Source organism: Caballeronia sp. LjRoot34 (assembly GCF_964253815.1).
Classification (GTDB): Bacteria; Pseudomonadota; Gammaproteobacteria; order Burkholderiales; family Burkholderiaceae; genus Caballeronia.
In genome coordinates this window covers 157,617-175,995 of record NZ_CAXUSB020000004.1, presented here as the reverse complement: position 1 = coordinate 175,995, position 18,379 = coordinate 157,617, and the positions used below count along the sequence as shown (strand labels likewise).

At 59.0% G+C, this 18,379-nt stretch carries 17 protein-coding genes; 7 read left to right on the top strand and 10 right to left on the bottom strand.

Annotated features, from left to right (window positions below):
• Positions 1-67: 67 nt before the first annotated feature.
• The 6 genes from ACSQ36_RS41190 (at position 68) to ACSQ36_RS41165 (ending at position 5,872) form a co-directional block, all read left to right on the top strand.
• On the top strand, positions 68-1,426 hold the full coding sequence (locus ACSQ36_RS41190; protein ID WP_436186653.1) for an amidase: 1,359 nt from the start codon (positions 68-70) through the stop codon (positions 1,424-1,426).
• Between the two features lie 72 nt (positions 1,427-1,498).
• Entirely contained in the window at positions 1,499-2,266 is a 768-nt protein-coding gene (locus ACSQ36_RS41185; RefSeq protein ID WP_436186652.1) for a hypothetical protein, read from the top strand.
• On the top strand, positions 2,256-2,672 hold the full coding sequence (gene hpxZ / locus ACSQ36_RS41180; RefSeq protein WP_436186651.1) for an oxalurate catabolism protein HpxZ: 417 nt from the start codon (positions 2,256-2,258) through the stop codon (positions 2,670-2,672). The genes ACSQ36_RS41185 and hpxZ overlap by 11 nt, the downstream gene beginning before the upstream one ends.
• A gap of 235 nt (positions 2,673-2,907) precedes the next feature.
• Complete coding sequence (locus ACSQ36_RS41175; protein ID WP_436186650.1) at positions 2,908-3,951, top strand: porin; 1,044 nt, start codon at positions 2,908-2,910, stop codon at positions 3,949-3,951.
• A gap of 244 nt (positions 3,952-4,195) precedes the next feature.
• On the top strand, positions 4,196-4,390 hold the full coding sequence (locus ACSQ36_RS41170; protein WP_436186649.1) for a hypothetical protein: 195 nt from the start codon (positions 4,196-4,198) through the stop codon (positions 4,388-4,390).
• 432 nt (positions 4,391-4,822) lie between these two features.
• Positions 4,823-5,872 carry a LacI family DNA-binding transcriptional regulator gene (locus tag ACSQ36_RS41165; RefSeq protein ID WP_436186648.1) on the top strand — a complete coding sequence of 350 codons (1,050 nt, stop codon included), beginning with the start codon at positions 4,823-4,825 and terminating at the stop codon, positions 5,870-5,872.
• A gap of 67 nt (positions 5,873-5,939) precedes the next feature.
• Here ACSQ36_RS41165 and ACSQ36_RS41160 read toward each other — a convergent pair whose 3' ends face one another.
• From ACSQ36_RS41160 to ACSQ36_RS41120, 9 genes are all read right to left on the bottom strand, one after another.
• The gene (locus ACSQ36_RS41160; RefSeq protein WP_436186647.1) at positions 5,940-7,082 is read right to left on the bottom strand and encodes an acyl-CoA dehydrogenase family protein; all 1,143 of its coding nucleotides are present in this window, start codon (positions 7,080-7,082) and stop codon (positions 5,940-5,942) included.
• Positions 7,079-7,561, bottom strand: coding sequence for a MaoC family dehydratase (locus tag ACSQ36_RS41155; RefSeq protein ID WP_436186646.1), 483 nt, complete (start codon positions 7,559-7,561; stop codon positions 7,079-7,081). Before ACSQ36_RS41155 ends, ACSQ36_RS41160 begins: the two co-directional genes overlap by 4 nt.
• Positions 7,562-7,586: 25 nt before the next feature.
• Complete coding sequence (locus ACSQ36_RS41150) at positions 7,587-9,491, bottom strand: TRAP transporter large permease (protein WP_436186645.1); 1,905 nt, start codon at positions 9,489-9,491, stop codon at positions 7,587-7,589.
• Positions 9,484-10,512, bottom strand: a complete 1,029-nt coding sequence (locus ACSQ36_RS41145; protein WP_436186644.1) for a TRAP transporter substrate-binding protein — start codon at positions 10,510-10,512, stop codon at positions 9,484-9,486. Before ACSQ36_RS41145 ends, ACSQ36_RS41150 begins: the two co-directional genes overlap by 8 nt.
• A 112-nt stretch (positions 10,513-10,624) precedes the next feature.
• Entirely contained in the window at positions 10,625-11,389 is a 765-nt protein-coding gene (locus tag ACSQ36_RS41140; RefSeq protein WP_436186643.1) for an enoyl-CoA hydratase/isomerase family protein, read from the bottom strand.
• A gap of 1 nt (position 11,390) precedes the next feature.
• Entirely contained in the window at positions 11,391-11,849 is a 459-nt protein-coding gene (locus ACSQ36_RS41135) for a MaoC family dehydratase (protein WP_436186642.1), read from the bottom strand.
• Positions 11,850-11,891: 42 nt separating this feature from the next.
• A complete protein-coding gene (locus ACSQ36_RS41130; protein ID WP_436186641.1) occupies positions 11,892-12,854 on the bottom strand; it encodes a dihydrodipicolinate synthase family protein in 963 nt (320 codons plus the stop codon).
• A gap of 27 nt (positions 12,855-12,881) precedes the next feature.
• The gene (locus tag ACSQ36_RS41125; RefSeq protein ID WP_436186640.1) at positions 12,882-13,652 is read right to left on the bottom strand and encodes a 3-ketoacyl-ACP reductase; all 771 of its coding nucleotides are present in this window, start codon (positions 13,650-13,652) and stop codon (positions 12,882-12,884) included.
• 68 nt (positions 13,653-13,720) lie between these two features.
• A complete protein-coding gene (locus ACSQ36_RS41120) occupies positions 13,721-14,923 on the bottom strand; it encodes a CaiB/BaiF CoA transferase family protein (RefSeq protein WP_436186639.1) in 1,203 nt (400 codons plus the stop codon).
• 1,336 nt (positions 14,924-16,259) lie between these two features.
• Here ACSQ36_RS41120 and ACSQ36_RS41115 point away from each other — a divergent pair.
• Positions 16,260-17,474, top strand: a complete 1,215-nt coding sequence (locus tag ACSQ36_RS41115; RefSeq protein ID WP_436186638.1) for a porin — start codon at positions 16,260-16,262, stop codon at positions 17,472-17,474.
• Positions 17,475-17,551: 77 nt separating this feature from the next.
• Here ACSQ36_RS41115 and ACSQ36_RS41110 read toward each other — a convergent pair whose 3' ends face one another.
• Positions 17,552-18,259, bottom strand: a complete 708-nt coding sequence (locus ACSQ36_RS41110) for an IS6 family transposase (protein ID WP_436186995.1) — start codon at positions 18,257-18,259, stop codon at positions 17,552-17,554.
• Between the last annotated feature and the right edge of the window lie 120 nt (positions 18,260-18,379).

The window sequence follows — 18,379 nt, the reverse complement described above, 5'->3', positions numbered from 1 at the left end:
GGCGAAATGTGCCCGACGTCGACGTGCTGAGCGCATTCAGTCATTTAGTTAATATCAACTTTCCGACATGCCACATACGACCATAGCGCAGGTTGCACGACAGTTGAACAACGGCAAGATCCGGAGCCGGGAACTGGTCGAAAGCTGCCTGGAGAGAATCAGCGATAAGTCAGGCGAAGGCGCCCGGGCGTTCATTTATGTGGAGCCGGACGCGGTTCGGGCGCAGGCGGACTCCGTCGATGCAGCCCGCGCGCACGGTGTCCATTGCAGCGAATTCGCGGGTATCCCTATCTCGGTCAAGGATATTCTCGACGTAGCAGGCCAGGTAACGACGGCGGGTTCTGCTTTCCTTCAATCAGCAGCGCGGGCGACACGTGATGCCATGGCGGTAAGGCGTCTGCGCCGCGCAGGCTTCATTGTCATTGGGCGTACGAACATGACTGAGTTCGCCTTTTCGGGACTCGGCCTGAATCCGCACCACGGCACGCCAAAGAATCCGTGGGACCGCGCAACCGGCCGCATTCCTGGCGGCTCCAGTTCGGGCGCAGCAATATCTATCACGGACTGCATGGCGCTTGGGGCGATCGGCACGGACACAGGCGGCTCATGCCGGATTCCCGCGGCGTTCACCGGTATCGCAGGATTCAAGCCTACTGCCTCGCGCATTCCGCGCAGCGGAGTCATGCCGCTTTCCCACTCTCTGGATTCCATCGGTTCGCTAGGCAACAGCGTTGCTTGTTGCTCTACCCTGGTTTCCGTCATGGCTTCCGCGCGAGTTATCCGGACGCCGGTTGATCTGCGCTCCGTGCGCCTGCTCGTCCCTCGCCGCTATCTTGTCGACGATATGGACAAACAGGTAAGCGAAGCGTTTGCAACGGTGCTTAGCGGCCTCTCACGCGCCGGAGCGACGCTGGTTGAAGGAGAGCTTCCAGCACTAGAGAACCTGGGTACCTATAATTCCAAGGGTGGTTTTCCAGCAGCGGAAGGATATTTTACACACCGCGAATGGCTGGAGACGAGCGGCGACGCTTATGACCCGCGCGTGCGCTCGCGCCTGCTTAGAGGCGGGCAGCAGTCCGCCGCCGATTACCTCGATTTGACCGAGAACAGGAAACGATTTATCCGCGCGATGAAACGCGATCTGGCGCCTTACGACGCGGTCCTTTTCCCCACCGTGCCGATTATCGCGCCCAGTATTTCCGCGCTGGAAAGGGATGACCACCTTTTTGCGTCGACTAACTTGCTGGTGTTGAGAAACTCGACTGTCATCAACTTCCTCGATGGCTGCGCGGTATCAATTCCAGTTCATCGCGCGGGTGATGCACCGGTCGGTCTGACAGTCGCCGGTATTGGCAAAAAAGACGAATCGATCCTCAACCTTGCCGCCGCGATCGAGGCAGCGATGGATCCGGACGTATCCGCTTAACACATTCCATGGAGGCTGCATTCGATGAACTCATATATCTGCACAACGTGCGGATCGCAATATTCGCCTTCGGTGAATCCGCCCGAGGCCTGTGTTATTTGCGAGGAAGAGCGTCAATTTGTTCTGCCGGCCGGGCAGAGCTGGACGACGCTTCCCAAGCTCAGTCAAAGTCACCAGATCACGTTTCGTGACGATGCGGGGTTGCTTGGAATTGGCACGAGTCCATCCTTTGCAATCGGCCAACGTGCATTGCTGGTTCGGTCGCCGCATGGCAACGTCCTATGGGACTGCGTCAGTCTGGTCAATGACACGATGGTTGAGTTGTTGAACGGTTTGGGAGGCGTGCAGGCAATTGCCATTTCCCATCCGCACTACTACGCGACAATGGTCGAGTGGAGCAGAGCCTTCGGCGACATACCTGTCTATCTTCACGCGGCGGACCAACAATGGGTTATGCACCGCGATTCCTGCATCGAGTATTGGGACGGCAACACGAAGGAAATTGCGCCGGGCCTGACTCTGCTGCGGGCCGGCGGTCATTTCGAAGGTGGAACCGTGATGCACTGGGCGCAGGGCGCCGGTGGCAAGGGCGCACTGCTTTCGGGCGATATCCTGCAAGTGGTCGCGGACCGTAAGCATCTTGGCTTCATGCGAAGCTACCCGAATTTTATTCCTCTTGGTGTAAAGGCGGTCCAGCAGATAGCAGATCGTATTAAACCTTGGCACTTCGATGCCGTGTATGGTGCCTTTTGGGACCGGGTCATTGCAAAAAACGGCGAGCACGCATTCGATGCGTCAGTGCGGCGTCATATCGAGTGGTTAGAGCGCGATGCGCTCTAGGTCGCCAGTGCTCGATATCAATCTCAGTGAGGTACTAAACGAGGTGGGCGTGGTGTTCGCACGTTACGAGCAAGCCCTGGTCGAGAACGACGTCCCTACATTGACGGAGCTCTTTTGGAATGATCCGCTAACCTTACGATACGGCGATACCGAAAATCTCTACGGCGCCGCGCAGATTGCTTCGTTTCGAGCTGGCCGTCCAAAAGGACCGCGGCCGCGAGAACTGCTTCGCGTTGTGACTACGACCTATGGACGGGATTTTGCGACTGTGAACGCTGAGTTCCGTAACGAGAACGAAAGCCGCCTCGGACGTCAGAGCCAAACATGGGTGCGCACCCTCGCAGGTTGGAAGATTGTTTCGGCGCATGTTTCGTTTCTGGCCGAGCAAGTCATGAAAGAAGAATGATCAAGAATGCTTCGGGGTTCTGCCGCGGTAAACACGCCTCAATGAGAAGGCGAATTTCATAACCAGCCGAAGGTTTGTGACTGACCGCGCGACCGAATTATGGTCGCAGCGGACAGCGCATTTGAAGTTAAAGCAAGCGGGATATTTATTTAGTAATCCAATTTAATTTTTTTTAGAATCCATGACATCAAACATCGTCTATCAAGCCCTTAAATATGGATCAAGACATACGAAGATGAAAACTTCTACATGCACTCTTGCGCTTCTTTCCCTTTCGCTTGTCGCGTCAGCACACGCGCAATCGTCCGTAACCCTTTATGGGGACGTCGACCTTGGGATTCAGTATCTGACGCACGCGGGTAGCGGCGGCGAAAGAACGATCGGCCTCCAGTCAGGTAACGAGCAGCCGAGCCGCTTCGGTATTACCGGAACGGAGGATCTGGGAGAGGGGTACGCCGCGGTTTTCAAGCTCGAGTCCGGCTTCAATTTGGGCACCGGCAACTACACTATTCCTGGAACACCGTTCGACCGATACGCATACGTGGGATTGAGCACCAAGAACTTTGGTACTGTTACGCTCGGCCGTCAGCGGAGCATATTGTTCGAGCAATCGCTGTTTTATGACCCGACTTATCTGGCCGAATACTCATCGCAATCTACCAATTACATTCCAGTTTCGAGCTTGAATCAGAACAACTCGGTTAAATGGTCAAGTCCGGTCTACAGCGGCTTTTCCAGCATACTGATGTATGGCTTCGGGCAGCAAGTGGCCGGCAACGCAACCGCGGGCCGCTTCACCAGCGGGGCGTTGTTGTACGAGAACAATTCATTCGGCGCGCACGTTGTCTTTGAACAGAGTCGCGGGTCGGTGACTACGAGCGCTGATCTATCGTCGGAAGTCGATCGCCGCGTCAATGCCGCACTGCGTTATTCGATCGGCGCTGCTACCGTCTACGGCGGCTATACGGACATCAGTGGTGACCTGCATCTCTCGCCGGCTGGTTACACCTACTACGGCGGCTTGCAGTATCGCCTGTCTCCGGCGCTGGCCCTGATCGGTGAAGCTGCCCACTATCATACGAATGACAACCAAGGTCAGCCCACATGGTTTATAGCCGGGGCGACCTATTCGATATCTAAGCGAACGAGCCTCTATGCCTATGGCGGCGTTCTCAAGAATCACGGAGGGACGTCATTCACGCTCAATACCTATGACTTTAATTCGCCGGGGGGCTTTGATCAAACGGGCGTCATGATCGGTTTGAATCAGCTTTTCTAGGCTAAATTCTCTGACCGCTCGCAATCGGGGGAAGGTGTCACGGCCGCTGGCCGTGCTCGCCGGCATCGCCGCCGCCGCGACCTATTGCTATCTGCTTGCCGCCGAAGAGCATCGCGACAGGCGGCGCCTGGGCTGTCCATCTGCTGGATCTTCAGGCGCAGGGACTGAACCCCGATTACACAATTGCCGACGCCGGCACGGGTCTGCGCCGGCCAGAAACTCGCATGGCCCGGTGCTCCGTGTCATGCCGACGTGTTCCACATCCATCAGCAGTACCCTCGTCACTATCTGGGCACGCATCGCCAGCGGCGTATGCTCGGAACGCGAAACACTCGAAGCCCGCCTCGCCAACCCCCGTCAACGCTCTCAGGACAGCCTGCTCATCGCCCGGCTTGCCGAACTGCTTTGCCTCGAAGCCACGGGCGCATCAGCTCGCTGAGGACCTTCGGACGCTTGCCCGTTGGCTGGAGCGCGACGTCCTGGCACTGGCGGGCCCTGATCTGGCAACGCGTCATGCGCTGTTCGCTATCGTGCGCGCAGCGGCAGTGCCGTGTAACGCAAAAAGCACGGTTTATGAACCACGCCGCGTGACGAGCTCGGGCGCGAAGCGGGACAAGGCACAATGCCGTGTGCGCGGGCCTTTGAGCGGATTCCCGGACGCTCTGCGCTCTATCCCCGAAGTTTAGTGGCACTCCATGTAACGGCAGACTTGATGATGTGAAATCGCTGTCAAAATGCGTTCGGCATCCGCTCCAAAACTCCGCGTCTCCGGTATCATCTCGTTGGTATGGAAAATGACAAGCCCTTGATGTAAAGGAAAAATCCATGACAGCAACAAAGACTCGCGCCGGGTCCTGAAAGTAAAGCGAAGATGAGAGAACGATTTCAATCAGCGGAACAAACCGTAAATTTGCTGGACGTTGCCCGCGTTGCTGGCTGTTCGCCGTCAACGGTCTCCAGAGTTCTAAATACGCCTGAGATCGTGCGCGACGAGGTAGCGCAACGCGTATTGGCCGCCGTGCGGAAACTTGGATACACGCCGAACAACGCTGCGCGGGCGCTCAGGTCACGGCGCACGCGCATGATCGGTGCGGTGCTGCCCACGCTCGACCATGCCATTTATGCACGCGTCGCTAACGCGCTTGAAAACCGCCTGGGAGAAGAGGGCTACTCGCTCATCGTCACCACGTCAGGTTTCGATGCCCGGAAAGAGTTCCGGCAGACGCAGCTTCTGATCGAGCGCGGCGCGGAGGGCGTAGTGCTCGTTGGCACGTCGCACGACAAGGCGCTTTACGAATTCCTTCATATCCGTAAAGTGCCTTACATCAATACCTACGTCTACGATCCCTACGCAGGGCATCCCTGCGTAGGCTTCGATAATCGCGCAGCCGCGAAACAGGTCGCCGACTATTTGATGAGTGTCGGACACCGCGAATTTGCGATTCTTTCCGGCGTGCGCAAGGACAACGACCGCGTGAACTCCCGTATTGAAGGCATACGCGCAGCGTTGGCCGAGCGTGGCTTGCGGGTACCGGAGGAACGCATCGTGGAGGCGCCCTATGCGATCACGTCGGGACGCGACGCCGCACGCAAGCTGCTGAGCCAGCCGGAACGCGCGTCAGCCATTATTTGCAGCAGCGACATTCTTGCGTTCGGGTGTATCTCCGAGTGCATCGCGGCGGGCATCAGCGTGCCGTCACAGATTTCCATCACGGGTTTCGACGATCTTGAATTCGCCCCGCATCTGAACCCGCCGCTAACCACCATGCAGGTTCCGGCGACGGACATGGGAGTGCATGCGGGAAATTTCCTGCTCGAAAAACTGGACGGGAAATCGCCGCTCGAGTGCATTGAGTTGGAGGCAAAGCTGATCATTCGTGGGACGGTGGGGGCACCGGTGACGGCGACGGCTGCATCGTGAGGTCGGTGTTCGGCTCATGATCGCGCGGCGCCGCGTAAGACCTGAGCGCCGCGCTCATTTTCAACGGCTATGTGAGGATCTTTCTAGCGATGATCATCCGCTGAATCTGATTGGTTCCTTCGTAGATCTGAGTGATCCTCACGTCGCGAAACAGGCGCTCGACCAGGAAGTCCTTGATGTATCCGCTGCCGCCAAAGATTTGCAGCGCATTCGACACATGCAAGTTCGCCGCATCGGTAGCGAAGCATTTGGCTATCGAGCAGTACTGGGTCGATTCCGCTCCGGTATCAATGCGCTGCGCAGCATCCTGGACCAGCAGCCTCGACGCATGGAGATCCTTCGCCATGTCTGCCAGCATGAACTGAATCGCCTGGAAATCGGCAATGGGCTGTCCGAACTGGCGGCGCTGCTTGGCCTGTTCGATCGCCGCTTCTAGCGCCGCGCGGTGGATGCCAACAGCGAGCGAAGCCATCCCGACACGGCCTTTGTCGAGCACGCTCATCATGATCTTGAAGCCCTTGCCGGCCTCACCCAGCAGCGCTGTGTCGGGCAGTTCGATCTCGTCAAAAAAGAGCGCGCCAATCTGCGATGCGCGTTGCCCCATCTTCTCTTCTTTCTTTCCACGCGAAAAACCAGGCCGGTCCGCATCGACGATAAAGATACCCATCGATTTCGGTCCGTCCGCCGGTGACAAGCGCGCCAGGACGAGAGCGAAATCGCATACCGGGGCGTTCTGGATCCACAGTTTCGACCCGCTGAGCTTCCAGCCATGCGGCGTTCGGGTCGCCGTGGTTTTCAGGCCGCCGAGATCGGAGCCGGCTTCCGGTTCGGTCAGTGCGAACGCGCCTAGCTTGTCGCCGGCCAGCAGCGGGGTGAGATAGCCGGCCTGTTGTTCCTTCGTGCCAAACCGCGACAACAGCGTGCTCAGCAACTCCATTAGGCTGAAATAATCTCCGATCGCCGCATAGCCCGCCGCCAGTTCCTCCATGACGAGCGCATAGGCCTGGCAATCCGCGCCCACCCCGCCAACCTCCTCGGGCACGTTGATCCCAAAGAGACCAAGCGAACACATCTCACGATAAAGCTCTTGCGGGAATGCCGAGGTACGGTCAAGCTCATTGGCGATCGGCTTGATCGCTTTTTCGGCGAAGCGGCGTGCGGCCTCGCGCAGTTCCTCGTAATCAATCGTCTCGGCAACCGTGGCGCTCATGCTGCGACTCCCGATACGCGCGACGCAGCGCCGGCTGTTCGCCGCATCATCATGGTCATGCTCTTGCCTGTCAGGACAACAGCGCTGTCCTGATTGCGGACATCCAACGCAAACACGATGATCGCGCGATCGTCACGCTTCGTCGTCCGCTTAGACTCGACTCGCATGGTGGCCGAGATCCGATCGCCCGCCAGCACCGGCTTCCTGAAGTCCCAGGTCACGGACAGCGTCGCGACTGCCTGGAGTTGCCAGTGACAGCGCATCTTCATGCCGTCGACCATCGTGACGATCATGAGGCCGTGGGCAATCCTGCGGTCGAAGCCGAGCGCGCGCGCCGCCACGTCGTCCGTATGCACCGGATAGAAGTCGCCGCCAATGCCGGAGAAATTCACGATGTGCGCGTCGCAAATGGACATCCCGCCCAGATCAATCGTATCCCCGACTTCGAGGTCGTCGTAATAGCGTCCCTGTGTCTGCATGAACCACTCCTATGTTGTCTGTGTACTACTGCATGAAACCGAAATGGCGTGGCAGCGCCATCGTGATTTCTGGAAAGAAGGCGAGGACGAAGATGCAAACCAGGAGCACCGAGAAATACTTGATGATCGATTTGACTGTCGCCTCGATGGGCACGTTGCCGATCGCACAGCACGCGTAAAGACCGAGCCCGAGCGGCGGCAGGAACATGCCCACGCCCATGGACATAATCAGGATCGTGCCGAAATGAAGTGGGTTGATGCCCACCTGCATGGCCACCGGTACCAGCAGCGGCCCGAAGATGATGATCGCTGCCGCGCCCTCCAGTACTGCGCCCATCACGATCAGGATCAGGATGGACATGAGCAGGAAGCTCCATGCGCCAAACGGCTTCGACAGCATGATCAGCGTGTCGGCAATCGCGTGTGGAACCTGGTAGAGCGTCAACAGGAAGGCCACGGTCTGAGCCAGTGCGATGATGAACAGGACCATGCCTGCAAGCGATGCGGAATGAACCAGCATGTTCCACGTCTTCTTCCAGGTGAGCTCGCGAAAAACGATTCCGCCAACCGCGCCCGCATACACCGCGGCGAAGGCGGATATCTCGGTGGCCGTTGCGAAACCCGATCGGAAGCCGCCGAAGATGATCACGACCATGCCTCCGCAGATCAGTGCGCTCACCAGCAGCCGCCGGGTGTTCGTCCCCGGCATCAGGCTTTCCACGGCGACGGCGCGTTTCGGCGCAAAGATTACCGACATGGCGATTAGGCTGGCCGCGAGCAGCAGTGCAGGCGCTATGCCGGCAATGAAAAGTCCGGTGATCGAAATGTTCGCAACATAGCCGAGTATGATGAGGTTGATGCAGGGTGGGATCGTCTCGGCCATGACTGCGGAGGCAGCGAGCAGCGCGACGGCGTCGTTAGGGTCCTGCTTCGACCGGCGAGCGGCCGGAATCAGCACGGAGCCCACGGCGGCCACGTCGGCGAGCTTGGAGCCAGAGATGCCCGAGAACACGATCATGCTCAGAACCATGACGACGTTCAGGCCGCCGCGGATATGGCCCACGCCGCGCTGTATCAGCTCGATGAGCCGAATCGACATGCCGTTCACTTCCATCACATAACCAGTGAGGATGAAGAACGGGACTGCCAGCAAAACGAAGTTATCGACACCGGACGACGCCTGTTGCGCAAAGATCGCGCCGGTAATGTTCCCGTCGACAGCAAGCAGGGTCAGCGCTGAAAATCCCAGGCTGAATGCGATAGGCACGCCGGCAGCAAGACAGACGAGAAACGCCGCCAGCATCATGACGAGTTCAGGATTCGATCCTATCGACGGTGTGAGCTTTTGGTAGAGCAGCCAACATGCCGCCATTGCCGCAAGAAGCGCGATTGCGCAAACTATCGGCCGGAGCCTGAAGTCGATCAGTTTGTTCAGGGCGAATAGCAGCATGGCCGCCCCGCCAAGCGCCATCGGATAGATGAACCATGCTTGCGAGATGCCGCTCGCGGTGGTCTGCGCGGCGACATCGCCGCCCAGCGAGATACCGAACCACACGAGGCAACCCGCCACGATGATCGTGACGAGCACGCTGAATGCGGCCAGCACGTCACGTGCAGCGGGGCTGACCTTCTTGCGCAGCACTTCGATTCCTGCATGCTGTCCGCGGCGCAGCGCCGAGGCGCTGCCGAAGAAAGTCAGTGCAACCAACAGCACGCGCGGCACGTCATCCGCCCACTCGAATGGCGCATGCAGCGCGTACCGGAAGATGACCGACACAAAGACGATTGCCAGGTTGACGACCAGCAAAGCCGCAGCCATTGCGTCGATAAAAGTCCCGACCCAACGGTCGACGCGGGTGCGCATGATGCCGAGCGGCGTGCTGAGTTGTGCGTCGGCGAGCGGGGGCGTGTGGGCCCCGGCGTCATGCATTGGACGTCCGGATCGCGTCGACGACCGGCCTCATGTTCGGATATTTATCGGTGAACTGCGTCCACAGTGGCATCACGTCTTTGCGAAAACCGGCGCGGTCTGCTTCGACAATTTGCACGCCCTGCGCCTTGAGCTTGGCCATGGCCTGCGCTTCGGCCGTGATCGCCAAGCCGCGCGAATACGTTGTTGCGTCTGCAGCGGCAGCGAGAAAACCCTCCTGCAGATTCTTCGGGATTTTGCTGTTGAACGAGCGCTCCGAGATCATTGGGTTGTAAGGGTTATAGATGTGTTTGGTCAGCGTCAGAACCTTCGCGGCTTCGTAATACTTGCCCGCCAGCACGGTCGGCGCATCGTGCTCGAAACCGTCCACTACGCCGGCTTGCAACGCGGTGTAGACCTCGCCGAACGATAAAGGCGTCGCGACGGCGCCCATCAATTTCATGGTCTCGAGGAAGTAAGTGACCGGCAGCACCCGGATCTTCTTTCCCTTCAACTCAGCGGAGCTTGACACCGGTGCTTTGGCCAGGATGCTTCGTACTCCCGGTGGAAATGCCCACCCAAGCACACGCACGCCGGACCGGTCAACCAGCAGCTTGGATACCGTCTTGCCCGGTACGCCGTCGAGCGCCGCGCCGAAGCTGTCCCAACCGTTGAAGAGATAACCCATGTCGAAGACGCCGACTTCTGGCACGACTGTCGACCAGATCGACGAACCTCCAATCATCATGTCTACGATACCGAGACGCAATTGGCTGACGATGTCGGCTTCCTTGCCCAACTGGTTATCGGGGAAGAACTGGACCGCAATCTGCCCGTTGCAGTTCTTCTGCACGAGTTCGTTGAATTTTTTGTACCAGATCGCGGAGACCGAATAGACAGGGTCTGCGGTCAGGGAAGTCGACAGTCGTAAAGTAATTGCCGCGTCTGCCTGCTTGGACGGCAAGCCGATTCCTGCCATGGCGAGGCTCGAAAGGGCTCCGGCTTTGAGGATTGCGCGTCGTTTAATATTGGGCTGGGTCAAACCTGTCTCCTTTGGATGATTTATGACTACCGGGCGGAGCCGCCTTGGCGAACCGCCGGATCCGCTTTGAAGATGTGCCTGCTCGCGACCGGCCGCCGCGTGCTGGCAGCGATCACTTGTTGCGCGAAAAAAAAGCGTGCTGCGCCGCCTTTTGGGCGGGTGTCCCCCACAGGTTGGCCACACCGCGTGCCTCAGCCATGAGTCCCTCGCGCCGGCCCTCCGACAGGCCCACCGCGACCACGGCTTTTATGGTGCGAAGCGCTTCACCGGGATGGATGGCGATTTGCTGCGCCATCCTGACTGCTCCGTCGAGCAACCCGGCGGGTTCAAAGAGCGCGCTGACGAGGCCCATTTGCCGAGCGTCGGCGGCGGTGACCGGGGCGCCCGTCAACAAGATTTGCTTGGCGACCGAGACGCCCACCAGACGTGGCAGGCGCTGCGTGCCGCCCCAGCCGGGCAGGTTAGCCAGCGTAATTTCGGGCAGGCCCATGAGTGCCTGCGTGCTGGCGACGCGGATATCGCATGCAAGCGCGAGCTCCAGGCCGCCTCCGAGCGCGAAGCCGTTGATCGCCGCGACGGTCGGCTGCGGCAGCGCTTCAAGACGGTCGAAGATCGCCTGCCCAAAGCGCATGTGGGCGTAAGCGTCTTCCGGCGTGAATTCACGTTGCTCGTTGATGTCGGCACCTGCGCAGAATGCGCGTTCGCCGGCGCCTGTGATCACGACAGCCGATACTCCGCTATCGTCCGCAATGACGCGCAACATTCGATCCAAGTCCGTCAGCAAGTCTTTGCTAAGCGCATTACGGCGACTCGACCGGTTCAGAGTGAGGAGCGCGACCTTGTCAATTTGTTGCTGAGCGATCAGGCTGTCGTTCATCTCACTTGACCCACTTCAAGATGTGCTCGCCAACGCACACGAGTTCGTTCTTCTGGTTCGTTATTCGAATCTGCGAGCGGCACCGGCGGCGTTCGGCATCGACTTCCTGCACCGAATAGCACAGCCTGATCTTGTCCCCGATGTACACGGGCAGGAGAAAGCGGATTCGGTCATACCCGAGCGAGACCGGTGTTTCCAGCTTGCGCACATCTGGAACGCGTTCGACGATGGCCGTCGAGCAAGCCGACATATAAGCGACAAGCAGCGCGCCGTGGGCGATACGGCCGGCATAGGCACTGGTGGACATCGCATCCTCATCGACATGGTTAGGCGAGTGGTCGCCACTCAGGTCGGCGAAGATGCGCACCGCTTCGGCGGTGACGTCGCGCTCGAGCTCGACCTCGTCACCAACGTTGAGATAGAAATGGGTCATCGTGCGGATGCCAGTGAGTGGGTTCATGTTGCCGGCGCCCGGTACGCGATGGAGCGCCGACACCGGGTGTCAGGACACTTTCGCGTAGGCCATTTCACGATTGATGCCGGCCTGCTTCATGCACCGCCCGATCTTTTCAATCTCAGCTTCGTGCAGCTTCATCAGAGGAGGCCGGACGTGCGCTTCCTTGAGCCGGCCCAGATGAACCAGGGCTTCCTTCATCCGGTTGTGCATATCGAGAAGCGGGGGGTCGTAGAACGCACGCACCGTCGGATAGATCCGGTCGTTGATGGCCTGCGCTTTCTTGAGGTCGCCGGCCTTCACCGCCCTGAACAGCGCCACCTGGAGATCGGCGATCACACTGCCGGCGCCCGAGAGCAATCCGTCGCAGCCAAGTACAAGCGATCCGAGCAGCCACGCGCTATGCGTGGTGAGGACTTTCACAGGCTGATCAAGTGCGTGCAGTTCACGGATATGGCGTTCGTGAAGGTTGCCGTCGCCAATCTGGTCCTTGACGGCGCGAATCTGTGGAAACCGGTTGAGCAGTTCGAGCAGGCTGCCGAGGGAGTAGCTCAAGTTCGACGCAAGCGGATACTGGAACAGGACGATGGGCAGGTCCGATGCGTCCGTGATACGACGGACATGTTCGCTGATCATTTCGGGTCGCAGATGGCCGCCCAGCGCCATGACGTCGGGAGGAAAGACGAGCAGGGCGTCGGCACCCTCGTCCTGGGCGGTGCGGGCCATGCGCGCCGCCTCAAGGCTGCTGTTCGTAAAGACGCCTGCGACGATCGGCATGCGCTCCCCCAATGTCTCCCGGGTCACCACGAGTGCGCGCTTTTGCTCGTCGAGTGTCAGCGCATGCACTTCCGCGGCATGACCGTTGATTGTGATGGCGGACACCCCTTCGACCGATGCAATGTCGTTGAGGTGGGATCGATAGGCTTGTTCATCAATATTGAGGTTGCAGTCGAAAGGAAGAAGGCAGGCCGGAATGACGCCTTCGGGGACGAACGCACGTGGGTGATCCATTTGAGTACCTTTTGTAGTTCCGGAAAGTTAGAGACGCGAAAGAAGGAGCCCGCCGTCGATATCGATGGCATGTCCAGTGCTGTACGGAAGGGCTCCCGTTGCCAGGCTCGCGACGGCCGTCGCAATATCTTCGGGCGTACCCCAGCGCGGCATCGGCGTGAGTCCGCGTTCGATCTGCGCGCTGTAGAAATCGTGCACCGCCGCGGTCATGTCCGTCGCGATGAGGCCGGGACGAATCTCGAAGAGCGCGATGCCCGCTTTCGCCAGGCGCACGGCATATAACTGAACCACCATCGACAACGCCGACTTCGAAATGCAATACAGCGACTTCTCCGGCGAAACCATCGCTGCGTTCGCCGACGTGATCGTGACGATACTGCGTCCCTCGCGGCACGGGTCCTCGGCGATCATGCGCCGGGCCACTTCCTGGGTCAGGAAGAAGGTGCCTTTCAGATTGATGTTGATCAGACGGTCGAATTCTTCGGGCGGCGCATCCAGCATGTCTCCGCGTACGGCGATCTGGACACCGGCGTTATTGACGAGGCAATCCAGTCGCCCAAAGGAACGGTAGGCTTCGCCGACGAGCGGGGCGTGACTATTCAGATCGGCGATATCGGCCTCGTAGAATTCTCCCCTGCCGCCGCGCTTGGCAATGCCGGACAAGGTTTCTTCAGCCTCACGCCGTTCGCACCGGTCGTTGATGAGGACGTTAAAGCCCGCCGCGGCGAGAGCGTACGCTGTTGCGCGCCCGATGCCCCGCCGCGCGCCCGTTACGAGGGCTACCTTTTTCTCTGTCACTGCAACATCCTCTTGTTGTGGTCTGGGGCTGTTCATCAAGCCCAGGTGTCGCTTGCTCCACGGCAGGCTCAAAGCTGTTCGCTGACGGGGGCGAGATCCACCCCCGCTACGACACCGGCCTCAGCCATCCGGGCGATGCGCGCGGCGTCGTAGCCGAGTTCTTCGAGTAATTCCCGCGTGTCGTGTCCGATCTCCACCGCCAGGTGACGCACGGGCGGCACTTCACCGTCGTATCGCAGCGGGTGATTGACGAGGGTGGCGGTGCCACCCTTGACCTCGACCTTCTCGAAGACGCGGTTGTGGATTGCCTGAGGATCATTCGCCAGATCGCTGTAGTCGTTCACCGGGGCCCACCAGATATGCAGCGCATCGAGCGCGGCCGCAAGCGGCTCGAAGTTGTACTTCTTCACGGCCGCAGCGGTGGCACGCGCATACGCGTCACGGTCCTTGAACAGGTCTATGCGCGCCAGCGCGCGCAGGCCGTCGTCATCGAGCGCATCGGCGAAGGTGGCGGGATTGTTGAGCGAGATCGCGATCGGCCGTTCATCGGCAGTCCTATAGATACCATAAGGCGCCTGGTGGAACCAGGTTGCCAGGTGGGGATCGCGCTCGAACAGCTCGGTGTTGTTCGGGCCAGTGAGATAGTTGGTGATGGCCTCTGCCTGGAGGTCGATGCCGGCGTTGAACAGATTGCCTTCCACACGCGTCCCGTGCCCGGTCTCGAGCCGCTTCACATAGGCCGCGAGAATACCCATGGCAAGCAGCGCACCGCCGTGCTGGTCGCACACGGCAGCGCCGACCGCCGTGCTTCCACCACCGGAGGCTGCCACCAGTCCGCTGCGCGCCTGCACAAGAAGGTCTTGCCCTGGCTTGTCTTTCATCGGTCCGGTCGCGCCGAAACCGCTGGCCGATGCATAGATGATTTCCGGCTTACGAGCCTTGATGGCCTCGTAGCCCAAACCGAGACGGTCAAGAACGCCAGGCCTGAAGTTTTCGACGACGGCATCGGCGCTATCGATCAGGCTAAGCGCGATATCGCGCCCCTCCGGCGTCTTCAGGTCCAGCGCGATTACCCTCTTGTTCCGGTTTGCGCACAGAAAAAATCCGCTGACGCCGTTGACATACACGCCCGCGCCTGACCATTTGCGCTCGTAAGCGCCGTGAATCGCTTCGACCTTGATAACGTCCGCACCCATATCCGCCAGGTATTGGGTTGATGCAGGGCCCTGCAGGTAATGACAGAAGCTGATGACGCGCATGCCGTGCAGCATGAATCCTCCAGGAAATTCATTTACAAGTGCCGACGCCTGAGCCTGGCCGTTTTCGGCCTATTAGCGAGGCCGCCCCGTTCGCAAGGAGATGAAACACCGAATGCTTCTCGCTCCAGGGACCCAGCGGATCGCTTCAGGGGGTAGGCGCTAGCCTCAGACGGAACGTCGCAATGACAACGTTTTCAGATATTAAATGTGTATTACATTTCTTGTCAACGCGACTCAGGTTATTTCGAATCTATCGTTTACACCTATCTGTAGAGCCGTTGACAGTCAGATTTTCCTTCGATATCGCCGCTTGTAGTGGTCAACCGAAGATGCGGGTTGCGCTCGGATCGGCGCTTAATGTAGACTTTTATGACATCGTTCTCAGAGCATTTTTTTGTGCACTGCGAAGACGCGATCGGAGCTGCAACTGTCGCGCTCAGGGTTCGTCATGGCAACCAGGCGGGACAGATCCGAAAGACGGCGGCTCAGTAGTTGCCAACCGTCAGGCAGATTGCGGGTTCGAGGATGACGGAATGGTCTTGCAGTAAAAGAGAACCCCGAATCAATAGTTCGGTCGCGGGTGACCAGAAACGTTGGAAAGTTATTTTGTGCTCTATCTGAAGTGACAGTGCATCTCACTGCAGTGGCGAAAGGACGGCGCTAACAAATATGAGAAATGCGAGGCAGACCGCGGACGCATTGCATGCTGTCCGACAGGACGCGGCCGCGGCCGCAAATGCAGAGGACGCAGCAATTTGGCGATGGTTTTCCGTCATGCTTGAAGAGCGACGCATTCGCTGGTGCGATTCGCACTCCGGTTGGCTGGTGACGATCGATCATCGCCAGGTCGCAGGCGAAGCGACCTTCGATCAGGCGATTCGTGCAGCAAAAGTGAAACTGGAATCCCGCTGTGTGACAACGCGTACCGCGACTGCGACGGGCGCTCGTGCTAGATCAGGCGTTTCAGTCGTTGGTTCTCGCGTAGAGGAGCGTTGAGGTCATTCCGGCCTCTGGCGTCACGCCGCTTGGAATGACGAAACGGCAGGCGTGCCAGTCATCTCTGTACGTAGTCGTCAATACTCCAGCAACCGCTGCCTGCAAGTTGAATTTCATCAGAACCAGAAAAGGAGGGGACGCATTAGACATGTATATAAGTTAGATATCCGAATTGACGTCCTATATGCACGTATTGGTGCTGGGGGAATGCACCTCTGGTCCCCACAGCATGGACGCTTACGGCAGCAATTTAGCGCGCTTCAGACACAATTTTGAACACGGAAAGGCGTGCGTGGTTTATTCGGTTCGGTGCACGCATTGCAAAAAAAATCAATCAATGGAGAAGATGCAGATGAATCGATTCGGGACGGTGAAGCTGGCTTTCTTTACAGGGGCGGCGGTGGTTGTGACGCCCGCAGTTGCACAAAGCAGCGTGACGCTGTATGGAATCGTTGATGATTCGCTGGTTTATCAAAACAGCCAGGCCGCGCTCGGCTCGAACAACGGTGGCCATTCGAACGTGAAACTTTCGTCTGGCATCTGGGCGGGCAGCCGCATAGGGATGAAGGGCGCTGAAGACCTGGGAGGCCAGACGAAGGTGATCTTTGCGCTCGAGTCCGGTTTCAACGTAAACAATGGTGCTCAACAATACACCGGCGTCTTATTCGGCCGTCAAGCGTGGGTCGGACTGACTAACCCCTCATACGGTACGTTCACGGTGGGGCGGCAGTACACCTCGTACTACACGCTGCTCGCTCCGTACGGACCGACCACATGGCTCACCGGATTTTTTGGCGCTCACCCCGGCGACCTCGACGAACTAGACACTATTTATCGAACGAACAATTCGCTTGTTTATGCGTCGCCGAAGCTATATGGCTTCACCTTCAGCGGTTCATATTCGCTGGGAGGCGTACCCGGCAGCGTGAACCAGGGGGCGACATGGAGCGGGGCAGTACAATACACGAATGGTCCGGTCGGGCTTGCAGCAGGTATCACGCGAATCAACAATTCGACGCCTGGCGGTGGCGCATTTGGAGCCGACTCAACCACCAACTCAGGTGGCCAGTCGGGCGTGTCGGCGGTGACCAACGGTTATCAGACGGCACAGGCGCAGCAGCGCTTTGCGGTGGTCGGCGGCTACGCGTTCAACAGCGCGTGGGATGTCTCGGCGACTTACTCGAACGTCCAGTACATCCCGGGCATCAACTCGAGGTTCCGCGATACAGCCATCTTCAACACGGCCGGTGCGGTCTTGCACTGGAAGGCAAGCGCAGCGTGGGACTTTGCGACAGGTTACAGCTACACGCGAGCGACTCTGGCGAACGGTATCCAGAGCGCCGCTCAGTACCATCAGTTCAATCTGTCCGAGTACTGGGCGCTATCGAAGCGCACTGGGTTCTACGCGCTGCAGACATTCCAGCGCAGTAACGGGAAAACGCTCGGCACAGGAGGTTCGGGCAATATCATCAACGCAACGGCTACAATTGGCGACGGCTTCCAGACTGCGCCGTCGTCCTCACGCAACCAACTCGCCGCGGGGGTGGGTATCATCCACCGATTCTAACGGGCACTGGTGTGTTCGGTATTGTCAACTTGTTGATGCGCGGCCGAGCGAAAACGCGGCGCACGAGGATGGCGAACTTACGCGACGAGGCGTCCCAGCATCGGGACGCACGTCACCCTTTCCCAAGCCTCGAAGGCCTGGTCGCGCGCCTCTCGCTTCTGTTGCGCGTTCGTGTTATAGCGGCAGTACATGAACAGGTTGCCCACCTGATCGTGAACCGACGCGAAGCGTTGCAGGTGACGCGCGGACTTGAAGCGGCGCATCACCTTCTCGCGCACCCGTGTTGAATGATGTGAGTTTTCCGCCCGGTTATTCAGCCCCTTGTGCTGGCGGTGTTCGACGTTTATTCCCCGATCCCTGTTCGCCGCCGCGTAGCTCTTAAGCTTGTCGGTGATCAGTACACGTGGGGCGCGCCCGTGCTTCTTTAACAGCTTGCGCATGAGCCGCCTGGCCGCGTGCCTGTCGCGCCGGCTTTGCACCAGCACATCGAGCACTGCTCCATGCTGGTCCACCGCGCGCCAAAGCCAGTGCTTCTTGCCGTTGATCGTGACGACCACTTCATCGAGGTGCCACTTGTCGCCCCGGCCCAACGCGGCAGACCGGATGCGCCGGGCGATGCCCAGCCCGAACTTCACCGACCAGCGCCGCACCGTCTCATACGTAAGCTCAATGCCGCGTGCGGCCAGCAGTGCCTCGACCATGCGTAGGCTGAGCGGGAATCGGTAGTATAACCACACCGCGTAGCTGATCACGTCTGGCGGGAATCGGTACCCAGTACAGGCCATCGGACCTAGTGACAAGACGACGACACTTGCCGACGAAGCGTTGGATCTCTTTAGCCTGAGATTCCACGGCGAGATAGACAAGTTTGTATTGTGATTCAAGCGCTTGGCTTGAAATCGGGG

Excerpts from the sequence above, each read along its gene's own strand:
- ACSQ36_RS41165 (WP_436186648.1), top strand. The coding sequence starts at position 4,823 with ATGAGAGAACGATTTCAATCAGCGGAACAAACCGTAAATTTGCTGGAC.
- ACSQ36_RS41115 (WP_436186638.1), top strand. The coding sequence starts at position 16,260 with ATGAATCGATTCGGGACGGTGAAGCTGGCTTTCTTTACAGGGGCGGCG.
- ACSQ36_RS41120 (WP_436186639.1), bottom strand. The coding sequence starts at position 14,923 with ATGCTGCACGGCATGCGCGTCATCAGCTTCTGTCATTACCTGCAGGGC.
- ACSQ36_RS41135 (WP_436186642.1), bottom strand. The coding sequence starts at position 11,849 with ATGAACCCACTCACTGGCATCCGCACGATGACCCATTTCTATCTCAAC.
- hpxZ (WP_436186651.1), top strand. The coding sequence starts at position 2,256 with ATGCGCTCTAGGTCGCCAGTGCTCGATATCAATCTCAGTGAGGTACTA.
- ACSQ36_RS41160 (WP_436186647.1), bottom strand. The coding sequence starts at position 7,082 with ATGAGCGCCACGGTTGCCGAGACGATTGATTACGAGGAACTGCGCGAG.
- ACSQ36_RS41140 (WP_436186643.1), bottom strand. The coding sequence starts at position 11,389 with ATGAACGACAGCCTGATCGCTCAGCAACAAATTGACAAGGTCGCGCTC.
- ACSQ36_RS41150 (WP_436186645.1), bottom strand. The coding sequence starts at position 9,491 with ATGCATGACGCCGGGGCCCACACGCCCCCGCTCGCCGACGCACAACTC.
- ACSQ36_RS41130 (WP_436186641.1), bottom strand. The coding sequence starts at position 12,854 with ATGGATCACCCACGTGCGTTCGTCCCCGAAGGCGTCATTCCGGCCTGC.
- ACSQ36_RS41155 (WP_436186646.1), bottom strand. The coding sequence starts at position 7,561 with ATGCAGACACAGGGACGCTATTACGACGACCTCGAAGTCGGGGATACG.
- ACSQ36_RS41190 (WP_436186653.1), top strand. The coding sequence starts at position 68 with ATGCCACATACGACCATAGCGCAGGTTGCACGACAGTTGAACAACGGC.
- ACSQ36_RS41170 (WP_436186649.1), top strand. The coding sequence starts at position 4,196 with ATGCCGACGTGTTCCACATCCATCAGCAGTACCCTCGTCACTATCTGG.
- ACSQ36_RS41110 (WP_436186995.1), bottom strand. The coding sequence starts at position 18,259 with ATGGCCTGTACTGGGTACCGATTCCCGCCAGACGTGATCAGCTACGCG.
- ACSQ36_RS41175 (WP_436186650.1), top strand. The coding sequence starts at position 2,908 with ATGAAAACTTCTACATGCACTCTTGCGCTTCTTTCCCTTTCGCTTGTC.